Origin of the sequence: Novosphingobium sp. ES2-1, assembly GCF_015169775.1 — a bacterium.
In the GTDB taxonomy this organism is placed as follows: domain Bacteria; phylum Pseudomonadota; class Alphaproteobacteria; order Sphingomonadales; family Sphingomonadaceae; genus Novosphingobium; species Novosphingobium subterraneum.
On record NZ_CP063445.1, the window covers coordinates 1,177,168 to 1,188,653 of the forward strand.

At 63.5% G+C, this 11,486-nt stretch carries 14 protein-coding genes; 9 read left to right on the plus strand and 5 right to left on the minus strand.

Going from position 1 to position 11,486, the window contains the following annotated elements; translation table 11 throughout:
- Positions 1-47: 47 nt before the first annotated feature.
- Entirely contained in the window at positions 48-431 is a 384-nt protein-coding gene (locus IM701_RS05580; protein ID WP_039331457.1) for a hypothetical protein, read from the minus strand.
- Here IM701_RS05580 and IM701_RS22240 point away from each other — a divergent pair.
- Both IM701_RS22240 and IM701_RS05585 read left to right on the plus strand, forming a co-directional pair.
- Complete coding sequence (locus IM701_RS22240) at positions 430-564, plus strand: hypothetical protein (protein ID WP_255355072.1); 135 nt, start codon at positions 430-432, stop codon at positions 562-564. The genes IM701_RS05580 and IM701_RS22240 overlap by 2 nt on opposite strands.
- Before the next feature lie 164 nt (positions 565-728).
- The gene (locus tag IM701_RS05585) at positions 729-1,427 is read left to right on the plus strand and encodes a S24 family peptidase (RefSeq protein WP_039331456.1); all 699 of its coding nucleotides are present in this window, start codon (positions 729-731) and stop codon (positions 1,425-1,427) included.
- On the opposite strand, the gene IM701_RS05590 is transcribed toward IM701_RS05585, so the two are convergent.
- Positions 1,424-1,861 carry an acetyltransferase gene (locus IM701_RS05590; RefSeq protein ID WP_193828034.1) on the minus strand — a complete coding sequence of 146 codons (438 nt, stop codon included), beginning with the start codon at positions 1,859-1,861 and terminating at the stop codon, positions 1,424-1,426. The genes IM701_RS05585 and IM701_RS05590 overlap by 4 nt on opposite strands.
- A 65-nt stretch (positions 1,862-1,926) precedes the next feature.
- Here IM701_RS05590 and IM701_RS05595 point away from each other — a divergent pair, with 65 nt between their 5' ends.
- The gene (locus IM701_RS05595) at positions 1,927-2,607 is read left to right on the plus strand and encodes an MBL fold metallo-hydrolase (protein WP_193828035.1); all 681 of its coding nucleotides are present in this window, start codon (positions 1,927-1,929) and stop codon (positions 2,605-2,607) included.
- A gap of 79 nt (positions 2,608-2,686) precedes the next feature.
- Here IM701_RS05595 and IM701_RS05600 read toward each other — a convergent pair whose 3' ends face one another.
- On the minus strand, positions 2,687-3,079 hold the full coding sequence (locus IM701_RS05600) for an MAPEG family protein (protein ID WP_039331453.1): 393 nt from the start codon (positions 3,077-3,079) through the stop codon (positions 2,687-2,689).
- A gap of 245 nt (positions 3,080-3,324) precedes the next feature.
- On the opposite strand from IM701_RS05600, the gene rpmF reads away from it, so the two are divergent.
- The 5 genes from rpmF to IM701_RS05625 all read left to right on the plus strand — a co-directional run bounded on the left by rpmF (position 3,325) and on the right by IM701_RS05625 (position 6,465).
- On the plus strand, positions 3,325-3,504 hold the full coding sequence (gene rpmF / locus IM701_RS05605) for a 50S ribosomal protein L32 (RefSeq protein ID WP_039331452.1): 180 nt from the start codon (positions 3,325-3,327) through the stop codon (positions 3,502-3,504).
- A 25-nt stretch (positions 3,505-3,529) separates the two neighbouring features.
- Positions 3,530-4,633, plus strand: a complete 1,104-nt coding sequence (plsX, locus tag IM701_RS05610; RefSeq protein WP_062346192.1) for a phosphate acyltransferase PlsX — start codon at positions 3,530-3,532, stop codon at positions 4,631-4,633.
- Positions 4,630-5,607, plus strand: a complete 978-nt coding sequence (locus IM701_RS05615; protein ID WP_193828036.1) for a beta-ketoacyl-ACP synthase III — start codon at positions 4,630-4,632, stop codon at positions 5,605-5,607. Before plsX ends, IM701_RS05615 begins: the two co-directional genes overlap by 4 nt.
- A gap of 140 nt (positions 5,608-5,747) precedes the next feature.
- Entirely contained in the window at positions 5,748-6,044 is a 297-nt protein-coding gene (locus IM701_RS05620; RefSeq protein ID WP_174544584.1) for an integration host factor subunit alpha, read from the plus strand.
- Positions 6,045-6,054: 10 nt separating this feature from the next.
- Positions 6,055-6,465, plus strand: coding sequence for a MerR family transcriptional regulator (locus IM701_RS05625; RefSeq protein ID WP_193828037.1), 411 nt, complete (start codon positions 6,055-6,057; stop codon positions 6,463-6,465).
- Between the two features lie 684 nt (positions 6,466-7,149).
- Here IM701_RS05625 and IM701_RS05630 read toward each other — a convergent pair.
- Positions 7,150-7,695, minus strand: a complete 546-nt coding sequence (locus IM701_RS05630) for a histidine phosphatase family protein (RefSeq protein ID WP_039331447.1) — start codon at positions 7,693-7,695, stop codon at positions 7,150-7,152.
- Positions 7,692-10,412 carry an ATP-dependent DNA helicase gene (locus IM701_RS05635; RefSeq protein WP_193828038.1) on the minus strand — a complete coding sequence of 907 codons (2,721 nt, stop codon included), beginning with the start codon at positions 10,410-10,412 and terminating at the stop codon, positions 7,692-7,694. Before IM701_RS05635 ends, IM701_RS05630 begins: the two co-directional genes overlap by 4 nt.
- 176 nt (positions 10,413-10,588) lie before the next feature.
- On the opposite strand from IM701_RS05635, the gene IM701_RS05640 reads away from it, so the two are divergent.
- Entirely contained in the window at positions 10,589-11,416 is an 828-nt protein-coding gene (locus tag IM701_RS05640) for a flagellin (RefSeq protein ID WP_039331445.1), read from the plus strand.
- Positions 11,417-11,486: the final 70 nt, after the last annotated feature.

The window sequence follows — 11,486 nt, forward strand, 5'->3', positions numbered from 1 at the left end:
GAGCGGGTGCCTTGAGTCCATGCGCTCAAGAGCACCCGCCGATCTCCTCAGTCCTCGTCGAGCAGCAGGATCTCGCACTCCACTTCCATGAGCGGTGCGGGCAGGACCTCATGGTCAACCCGGGTCACCGCAGCATCGGCCACCAGCCGCCCTCGCAACTTGAACTCGTGTTCGGGCAGAACCGCGATGAAGCTCTCGCCATCACTTACCGCCTCGCTGCCGGCAAAGCGGAGCACCAGACGGTGCCGCGAGCCTGAAAATGTGATGCTCGCCCACGGCGTCTCGTCATGACTGACTACTTCGGCGTGTGGCCCGCTTATCTCGCGCACGCCACGCAACAGGCGCTCGGCGGGAGATGGGCGAGGGGTGAGAGGAGGAGGAACGCATTCAGCAAGCGCCTTGGTCTCGAAAGCATGAGGATCAAGCAGCATGGACATTCTCTCCGAAGTTGTTCATGAAATGTTCTACGCGTTCCACCATTCCGGAACGCGGCTCACGGCCGTTGCGCAGATCACCCACAAGACGGGGATCGTGGGCGGCAAGGCGGCCGAACTTGGTGACTGACATGCCCGTCTGGCGAAGGAAGCTCTCGATCTTGCGGAGCAACATGGCGTTTCTAAACCTCCAGCTGCGGAGTCGGCGAGACGACTCGAAATAGGATTTTTCCTATGTTGATCCTCAAATCCTACAATGCTAGGAAAAGTCCTTCGAAATCGGAGTAAGGCGAAATGGTCCCGGCAGACAGCGAATCGGAAGACGGCACACGCACCCGTCTTGTGGGCCTTGCCACGCAGCGCGGCGTCAGCCTCTCGGCGCTCTCGGCGCTGATCGGTCGTAACACCACCTATCTCCAGCAATTCGTCCGCAAGGGCAGTCCGCGCAAGCTGGAAGAGAATGACCGCCGTACGCTTGCGGAGTTCTTCGGCGTCCCGGAAACCGATCTTGGTGCCTCGCCCCGCGGCGGTGTGATTACCGCGGGGCAGGGAGCATCGCGTGGCGTCAAGCCCACTCGGTCCATCGCCGCCGAATGGGCCGACATTCCCCGCCTGCCGCTGGGCGCTTCAGCTGGTCCCGGCACACTCCCGGCAGAGGAGATTCCTTCCGGTCGCCTGCGATTCAATCACCGCTGGCTCAAGGGGCAGGGGCTGGAACCGGCGATGCTTTCGGTGATCGAAGTCGAAGGTGATTCGATGGAGCCGACCTTGCGCGATGGCGACGAGATCCTCGTTGACCGCACTCCGCGCCCGTTGCGCGCGGGAATTCACGTGATCCGGCTTGACGACGTGCTGCTGGTCAAGCGCCTCGAATCCGGCCCTGGCGGCACGGTGCGGATCATTTCAGACAATCCCGCTTATCCTCGACTTGAGCGCCCCTTGAACGAGGTCGAGCTCGTCGGCCGGGTCGTCTGGAAAGGCGGCCGACTCTAGCTGCGCAGTTCCATGAGGATCAGCGGATAGGGCCGCCCTTGGCCGTCCACCTCCTTGCGGCCGATCTCGGCAAAGGCCATCCGGCGATAGAACCCCCGGGCGCGTGCATTCTGCTCGTTGACCTCAAGGCGATGTGCTCCAAGTGCCTGAATCGCATGTCCGATCAGGGCTTTGCCGACGCCTTGGCCATGGCAGGCGGCATCGACGAACAGAGCCTCGATGCTTCCATCGTCCACGATCATGAAGCCGAGGGCGCGGTCGCTCGCGTCCGCAGCTACAGTCATGGGCGTACCCGGAAGAAAGCCCGCAACCTCGTTGCCAATCGCCAGCCGGTCTTCGGGCGACAGGAAGTCGTGGGTCGCATCCACGGCAGAGGCCCAGATTTCCAGCGCACGCTCGTCATCTGTGGGGCGGGAGGGGCGGATTGATATCATCGGGCAAACCTAAGCCCCGGACCGGAGCATTGCAATTATGGTGCCTTCGCTCCAAATCGGCAGGCATGACCGTAGCCGCCACCCAAACCGCCGCCCAGCCGCCTTTCAAGGTCGCGATCATCCCCGTCACACCACTGCAGCAGAACTGCACGCTGGTCTGGTGCACCAGGACCATGCGCGGCGCCTTCATCGATGCCGGCGGCGATCTGGACAAGCTGCGCAAGGCGATCGAAATGACCGGCGTCACCATCGAGAAGCTGCTGGTTACCCACGGCCACATCGACCACTGCGGCAGCGTCGGTATCTTCGCCCGTGAACTCGGTGTGCCGATCGAGGGCCCCCACGAGAATGACCGCTTCTGGATCAGCCGCCTCGATGAGGACGGCCAGCGCTATGGCATCGATGGCGAAGTGTTCGAACCCACCCGCTGGCTCAATGATGGAGACAAGGTCACCGTCGGCGAGGTCGAGCTCGACGTAATCCACTGCCCCGGTCACACACCCGGCCACGTCGTCTTTCACCACGCCCCGACACAGGTAGCGATCGTAGGCGATGTGCTGTTCCAGGGATCGATCGGCCGCACCGACTTCCCCATGGGCAATCATCAGGACCTGATCGATTCGATCACGCAAAAGCTCTGGCCGCTCGGCAACGACGTGACTTTCGTTCCCGGTCACGGCCCCAACAGCACGTTCGGCCGTGAACGCCAGACCAACGCTTATGTCAGCGACTATGCCCTGAGCTAAGCAAACGCGCTGAAGTAGCTCCTTTCCCGCAGGTGGACTGGCCTGGGGGTGGGCATGTCACTGCCCACCCTTGCAGATTTCACATATCCAAGGCGATCGAAACCGCCCAGACTCCAAGACCAAGTTGGGTCAGCATCGTCGTCAGCGTACCCACGCCGCGAAGGAACCCAAGCGGCCCGCCGTCCATGCCGACGCCATGGCCAACGCGGCCAAGCATGTAGATAGCGGCCACGCCCATCAGCCACGGGTTGGCTGTCCGCGCCAATTCCACTGCGGCGATCAGCACCAATACGACAGGCGTGTTCTCGACAAAGTTCGCCTGCGCCCGCATCCTCGCGATCAGATCCATGTCGCCGCCATCGCCGATGCTGATCTTCTTGGCAGAGCGGACCATGCCGCAACGGATCGAAAGCCAGATGTTGATCGCCGCAGCGGCCGCAGCCGCGCACAGCGTGATTGGCAGTATAGTCATGCCTTCAGGTACTCCCCCTTGTGTTCGTCCGTCCTGGGATCTGCGGCCAAGGCTAGCGCGGGTGCGCTTGCAAAGCACCAGAAAATCCGTATAGGCGCGCCTTCGCCCAGTGATTGGCGAATCCCGTGTCTGTCTGGCGTCCTTCGCCGCGTACGGGTCCTGCCGCAAACAGGGCTTGTGCGATGGACCGGTTTTCCCTATCGCGCCCGCAACAAAACTACGCAATTCTAAGAACAGGTGCCGAGATGGCCGTCCCCAAAAGAAAGACTTCGCCCTCACGCCGTGGCATGCGCCGCAGCCATGACGCGCTGAGCGTCGAAGCGTTCCATGAATGCTCCAACTGCGGTGAACTCAAGCGCCCGCACAACCTGTGCAATGCTTGCGGTCACTACAACGGTCGCGAAGTCATCGCCGTCGGGCTCTAAGCCTTAAAACGGGGGGACTGAGGACATGAGTCTGCCGCGTATCGCCGTCGATGCGATGGGCGGTGATGAGGGCGTGCGCGTTATGGTTGAAGGCGCGGCACTTGCCCGTCGTCGCCATGACCGTTTCAAGTTCCTTCTCGTTGGTGACGAGGGCCGCATCAAGCAGGCCCTCGAAAACCACCCAAATTTACGCGAAGCTTCGGAAATCCTTCACGCGCCTGATGTCGTGTCAGGTGACGAGAAGCCGACGCAGGCCCTCCGCCGCGCCAAGACCACGTCGATGGGCCTGGCGATCAATGCGGTGAAACAGGGCCATGCCGGCGCTGCAGTCAGCGCGGGCAACACCGGCGCGCTCATGGCCATGGCCAAGCTCGCCTTGCGCACCATGCCCGGTATCGATCGCCCCGCACTCTCGGCCCTGCTGCCGACGCTCGGCGAACATGACCTGATCATGCTCGATCTTGGCGCGAATACCGATTGCGATGCCCGCAACCTCGTCCAGTTCGCGATCATGGGGGCCGCCTACGCTCGCATCGTCAACGGGCTCGACGCGCCGCGTGTGCGCCTGCTCAATATCGGCACCGAAGAGACCAAGGGTACCGATGCCCTGCGCGATGCCGCCAACCAGCTCAAGGAACTGGCCGGCGATCTCGCGATGACGTTCGACGGCTTCACCGAGGCGGACAAGCTCTCGCGCGGCGATTGCGACGTTGTCGTCACCGATGGCTTCTCCGGCAACATCGCATTGAAGTCGATGGAAGGCGCGGCCCGCTTCGTCGCCGATCTGCTCCGTCGCAGTTTCTCCTCGTCGCTGCGTTCGAAGTTCGGCTTCCTGATCTCGCGCCCGGCGACCGAGCTGCTCAAGCACCATCTGGATCCCAACAACCACAACGGCGCGGTCTTCCTTGGCCTCAATGGCGTGGTTGTGAAAAGTCACGGCAGCGCATCGGCGCTCGGCGTCGCCAATGCCGTTGCCGTCACGGCCCGCCTGCTGGAGGAAAACCTGACCGAGCGTATCGAAGCCGACCTCGCGCGCCTTGGCGCCGAGACGATCAGGACTTCTGGCCGCACCTCCGGTCGCGGTGGGCGCAGCGCGGCCCCTGCCGCAACCGGTGAGGACGCGGCATGACCGTACGTTCGATCATTCGCGGCAGCGGTTCGGCGTTGCCACAGCGCTGCGTCACCAATGCCGAAATGGCGACCATGGTCGATACGACCGACGAATGGATCGTCGAGCGCACCGGGATTCGCCAGCGTTACCTTGCAGGGGAGGGAGAGACCACTTCCACCCTCGCCACCGAGGCTGCCCGTCGCGCGCTCGAATCTTCCGGGATTGAAGCGGCGAAGGTCGATCTGATCGTCCTTGCCACCGCCACGCCCGACCAGACCTTTCCGGCAACCGCCACCATCGTTCAGCACAACCTCGGCTGCAACGGCGGCATCGCGTTTGACGTTGCGGCGGTTTGCTCGGGCTTTCTCTATGCAATGGCCACTGCGGATTCGATGATCCGTACAGGGATGGCCAAGTGCGCGCTGGTCATCGGCGCTGAGACGTTCAGCAAGATTCTCGACTGGGAAGATCGCACCACCTGCGTTCTGTTCGGCGATGGTGCCGGCGCTATCGTGCTCGAAGCGCAGGACGTTGACGAATCCGATCCCGATTCTCCTGGCGTACTGGCCTCGCGCCTTCACGCCGATGGTGCGCACAACGAACTGCTCTATGTCGATGGCGGTCCGTCAACAACCGGTACAGTCGGCAAGGTCCGCATGAAAGGCCGCGAGGTTTTCCGCCACGCTGTCACCAATCTCGCCAATGTCCTGCGCGAAGTGCTTGAGACGACGGGCCACGATGCCGGCGAGATTGACTGGGTCGTACCGCACCAGGCCAACTTCCGCATCCTCGACGCCACGGCGCGCAAGCTCGATCTTCCCGCTGAAAAGGTGGTCGTCACAGTCGACCAACATGCCAACACCAGCGCTGCTTCGGTGCCGCTCGCCTTCGATGTCGCGATGCGCGATGGCCGCATCAAGCAGGGCGATCTGGTGATGTTCGAAGCCATGGGCGGCGGCTTCACCTGGGGCGCCAGCCTCGTCCGCATCTGACGGACTCGATCTGACGGACTCGGGACGTCCCACGTCGAGCCAGTCTTATCGTTCGCAAGCAATGGATTGCATTGCGTTCCGCAGAATCAGCGTTATTGTCAGCCCCCTTGGCGTCTTCTGACTTCTGGGGGGAATAAAGGATGCGTTCTGTAGGTACACTGACCCGGGCCGATCTGGCCGAGAGCATCAACCGTCGCGTGGGGCTTTCCCGTGCGGATTCGCTCGAAATGGTTGAATCCATTCTTCAGCACATGTGCAATGCACTGGCTGAGGGTGAAAACGTGAAGATTTCCGGCTTCGGCACCTTCCTTCTGCGCGACAAGGCAGAGCGGATCGGCCGCAATCCCAAGACCGGCATCGAAGTGCCGATCACGCCGCGCCGCGTCCTCAGCTTCCGCGCCAGCCAGATGCTGAAGGACCGCATCGGCCAGGGCTGATCACCAGCGGATGAGCGTCCCCGAACTTCCCGATGCCGGACCTATTCCGGACGACGGTAAAGACCCGGCAGCTTTCCGCACAATCGGCGAAGTGGCCAAGGCGCTCGGCATCCGTCAGCACGTCCTGCGCTATTGGGAAGAGCAATTTCCCACGCTCCGCCCGCTCACCCGAGCGGGCGGCCGCCGTTACTACCGCCCCGAAGACGTCGCCCTCATCACAGAAATCCACCGCCTCCTCCACAAGGAAGGCTTCACGATCAAGGGCGCAAGGCAAGCGCTGCGGGGGAGGAAGGGGACTGCTGCGAACGCAGCCCCGTCGGCAGAGCCTGCGCCCATGGCTCCAGATGAACAATCCGCCGCCCCACTCGTGACTTACTTGCAATCCATCCGCGACCGGCTGGCTGCTGCGTTGGAAGAGTAGGGCGCGCTGACCTTTCACTACCGATTGAACGGCCCCCGGTGGTGGTTGGTAGACTTCAGATTAAAGATAGTGTTGGTAAAGGACCTTCGGCAAGATTGCTGCGAGCCAGGCTAGTTGACGATGAGCGTCAATAATAAGGTCGCGCACATTCGAGGTAGGTAATCTTCCTTGTCCGGAGATCATACTCTAGCTGAATTGCAGTGCAGTTCTCACCTGCAACAGCAGGGTAGTCATCAAACTTCACCCACCGTCGTTCGCCAGGTCTAGCGTCGGCTGGCGCAGGACAGTCGACCGTCTTTAAGCTGCCATCCGATTGTACCTCTTCGCAGCCGTAGTCGGAGGGCCTGGGCGGTTCTACTTGGGTTGTGTAGGCTCCGCGCACCGACCCTTTATACTCAGAGTAGTAGCGCGCATAGCTTTCTAAAGGCTCTGCTTCGGGTGGTAGCTGTATCGCGCTTTCGATCTCGTCCATCAAGGCTGAATGGCTATCCCTTTGAGACGAGGCACAACTAGCCAGTGTAGTCAGAAAAATGATGATGGAAACATACCGCATCTGCGCATCTGCGCATCTGCGCAGTTGAGTCTTACGCCCGCAACGGCGCCATTTCCGGAAAGTCGGCTTTCGCTGCAAATAGTTGAATAGCAGACACTCGGCGGCAAAGCTGCCAATCATCCGTAACAACCTCAATCCACCAAAACCGGCCCCAACGTCGGGTCCAGATCGCGCGGCCGCTTGATCTCCACCAACCGTGCGCAACCCTCGGTTACGTCCGCCCAGTCGTCCACATCAAGTTCCATCACCGCAAACGTCGCGGTCGGGAACTTCTCTTCCACCACTTCGCGCAAAGGGCTGGAGCCATCATCGGGCACGAGGTCGAAGATCAGGTCCTCCAGCCCCGGATTGTGCCCGATCATCAGGACGCTTTTCGGATCGCCGGACAGTTCCTTCAGCAGGTCGATCAGCGTGGCCGAGCTGGCAAGGTAGATGCGCCGGTCCCATTCGATCTTGAACGTGCACTTCCACGCCTTGCTGCTTTCCTCGACCGTTTCGGCGGCGCGGACGGCAGGGCTGGCGATCATGCGGTCAAAGGTGCGGCCGGTATCGCGGATATATTCGCCCATCGCTCGCGCCCCGCGCTTGCCGCGCTCGTTCAAAGGGCGGTCGAAATCCCGCGCGCGCGCATCGCTCCAGTCCGATTTGGCGTGGCGAAACAGGGCCAGTGTCTTCACGAAATCCCCTCGCGCGGTGTCTGAACACTCTCGCGTCCAGAAACACTGGCACCGACGCTTTGTAAAGCCACATCGAGCGTCACGCGGCGGATCGGCGTTCCCGCCGGAAAGGCCGAAAGCAGCCGCGAAGGGAAGGCCGAGGACAGCACCACGAAATGTCCCTTGTCCCCCGCTGAGCGGATCAGCCGCCCGAAGGCCTGCGCCAGACGGGCCCGGATGATCCTGTCGTCATAGGCCGAACCACCGCCGGCCAGTCGCCGCGCGCGGTGCAGGATCGAAGGCTTGGGCCACGGCACCTGCTCCATAACCACCAGCCGCAGTGAATCCCCGGGTACGTCCACCCCGTCGCGCAGGGCATCGGTGCCGAGCAGCGAGGCGCGCGGATCGTCGCGGAAGATGTCGACCAGCGTGCCGGTGTCTATCGGATCGACATGCTGCGCGAACAGCGGCAATCCGCCCCGCGCCAGGCGGTCGGCAATGCGGCCATAGACCGCGCGCAGCCGCCTGATCGCGGTGAACAGCCCCAGCGCCCCGCCGCCCGACGCTTCGATCAGCCGCCCATAGGCCGCTGCCAGTGCCGGAATGTCGCCCTTGGGCACGTCGGTCACGATCAGTACTTCGGCTTGGGACGCATAGTCGAACGGACTGTCCGCCGTGAACAGGCGCGGCGCAATGTCCAGATGCGGCGCCCCGCTGCGCTCGACCGCGCTCTGCCAGTCATCGCCATCACGCAACGTGGCCGAGGTCATCATCACCCCGTGAGAAGGCGCCAGCACGGCATTGGCAAAGGGCTTCATCGGATCGAGGTAATGCCGGTGCAGCCCGACATCCCACTCACGCCCGTCCGAACGCTCCACCGCAATCCAGTCGACGAAATCGGGGTCGCCCGGCCCACCCAGCCGCGCCAGCAGCGCAATCCATCCCGCGATGAGATCGCTGCGCCAGCCGATCGCACTGCGCGCCCCCTCGATCCGCGCTCGCGCCGGACCATCGAGCCAGTCCGGTCCGTCCTCGACAATGGCCTCCAGCCGCAGCCCCAGCCGCACCAGCGGCTTGCGCAAGGCCTCCAGCGCCTCCTGCGCGCGCCCAGCCACCTCGATGAACCCGCCGTCCAGTTGCGCGATCTCGGTCTCGAGCCCATAGCCCGCTTCCTGCCCGCCGCTTTCGTCGCGCGCATAGGCCAGCGCCCGCGCCGCGCTCAACAGCTCCTCCAGTGGCCCTGAAGGCGTGCCTTCCACCACCCGCGCCAGCCAGCCTTCCGAGGGCAGAGCCTCAGCCGCCTCACGCGCCTGCGAAATCGCGCGCTCGCCTTCCTCGTCATAGCTCGCCACATCGGCAAGCCGGGCCGAAAGCCCGCGCCGCCTTCCGCGCGACTTGCCCTCAGGCCCGATCACCCAGCGCCGCAGCTCGATTGTCTCCGCGCCCGTCAGTGCCGCCGAGAACGTCGAATCCGCCGCTTCGAACACATGGTGCCCTTCGTCGAAAACGATCCGCGTCGGCCGCTGCGCAGCGTCGCGCCCGCGTGCGGCGTTGACCATCACCAGCGCATGATTGGCAATCACCAGTTCCGCATCGGCAGAGGCCCGCGCGGCGCGCTCGATGAAGCACTTCCGGTAATGCGGGCACCCGGCATAAACGCACTCTCCGCGCTGGTCCGTCAGCGCCGCGATGCCGCGCTTGCGGAACAGCGTGCCGAGCCAGCCGGGCAGGTCACCGCCGATCATGTCGCCATCTTGGCTATAGGCCGCCCAGCGCGCCACCAGCTGCGCCAGGATCGCTGCCCGCCCGGCAAACCCGCCCTGCAGCGCGTCTTCCAGATTGAGCAGGCACAGGTAGTTCTCGCGCCCCTTGCGCACCACCACGGGCGGCTTGCCGTTGCGCGAGGCTGGAAACGCGCGCCGGCTCTCGCGCCGCAACTGTCGCTGCAGCGCCTTGGTGTAGGTCGAGACCCAGACCGTCCCGCCCGATTGCTCCGCCCACAGCGAGGATGGCGCGAGATAGCCGAATGTCTTGCCCGTGCCCGTGCCCGCCTGCGCCAGCACGACATGCGGCTGGCCCTGTCCCTGTCGCGGTGCGAACATGCGCGAGGCCTCGCGCGCGTAGTCCTGCTGCGTCGGTCGGGCTTCGGCCCCGGCGCCTGTCAGCTCGGCAAGTCGCGAGACCACTGCCGCTTCGCCCAATACGACCTGCGCCGGCTGAGGCCGCTCGGCCGCCTCTTCCCACTCCGGCAGCTTGGCGAACAGCCAGCGCTCGGCCCGGTCCGGCTTGCGAATGCGCGGGGTCAGCAAGGTGCCCCAAGGCCAGCGCATCCGAACCAGCGATTGCAGCGCTGTCCACGCTCCCTCCCGCTCGGCCCAGTCGGCGCTCTCGCATGTGGCAAGTAACGCCTCTGCGGCTTCCTGCAGCAGTTGCGGCACCTTGTCGTCGCCGGATGGCTCCTCAAGCCCCAGAGCATGGGCCAGGCCCTTCGGCGTCGGCACCATGAACCGCGCCGGATGCACGAACGCGAACAGCTCCAGAAGATCGAGCCCCGAAAGGTCCGGATAGCCGAGCCTGCTTGCCACCAGCGGTGCATTGAGCATAAGCAGCGGCGTATCGGCTGCTGCCACGATCGCCTCGCCCTTGCCAAGTCCGCGCGTGGCAAAGCCGTCACGCAGCCAGCATCCGCCGTGGCTTGCATGAATCGCTGGCAGGGCAAGGGCAGGGCGTTCGGTCACCCCGCAGCGTTAGAACAGGAATGGAACACCGCACAACCCCACGGCCAGCCAAAACAGAGCCTTTCGCCGCGATTTACCGTCCCCCTTAAAACCTGCGCCCCGCAGCCGTCCTTCTCCACAGCAACCAATACCGGCGTGTCCCACCAGATGCTCCGGCCCATAGTGGAGAATGGGAAATGGCAGTCATCAACACGAATATCAGCGCCATACGCGCTACGAATGCTTCGAACTCGGCCAACAAGATGCTGGGTACAGCGATGGAGCGTCTGTCGACCGGCAAGCGCATCAACGGCGCGAAGGACGACGCCGCAGGCCTCGCCATCAGCACGACCATGACCTCGCAGATCAAGGGCATGGGCCAGGGCGTCCGCAACTCGAACGACGGCATCAGCCTTGCTCAGACCGCCGACGGCGCGCTGAACGAAGTGACCGCAATGCTGCAGCGCATTCGCGAACTGGCCGTCCAATCGGCCTCGGGCACCTATCAGGACGCCACCGACCGCGTTTACATGCAGAGCGAAGTCGACCAGCTTACCGCGCAGGTCGATCAGATCATCACCAACACCAATTTCAATGGCGTGCAGCTGTTCGACGGCACCGTCACGTCAATCACGATCCAGGCAGGCTCGGACGCTTCGGACCAGGTCATCCTCGAGATCGCCGATCTCACCACGCTGCAGGCCTCGGGCGGTGCTGCCGGCTCATACGATGTATCGACGGCAACCGCGGCCAACACCCTGCTCGGTACGCTGGACTCCGAACTGGACTCGATCTCGGGCGCGCGTTCGCTGCTTGGTGCAGGGCAGAACCGTCTTGAATCGGTGATCAACAACCTCAACGACAACATCACCAACCTGTCGGATGCCCGCTCGCGCATTCTCGATACCGACTATTCGGCGGAAACCACCGCCATGGCCAAGGCACAGATCCTCAGCCAGGCGTCGACCGCCATGATCGCCCAGGCCAACCAGGCCCAGCAGAACGTGCTCTCGCTTCTGAAGTAAGCCTCCCTCAGAAGCCTCCACGGAAGGGCGGACGTCGCGTGAGCGTGGCGCCCGCCCTTTCGTCGTCTGG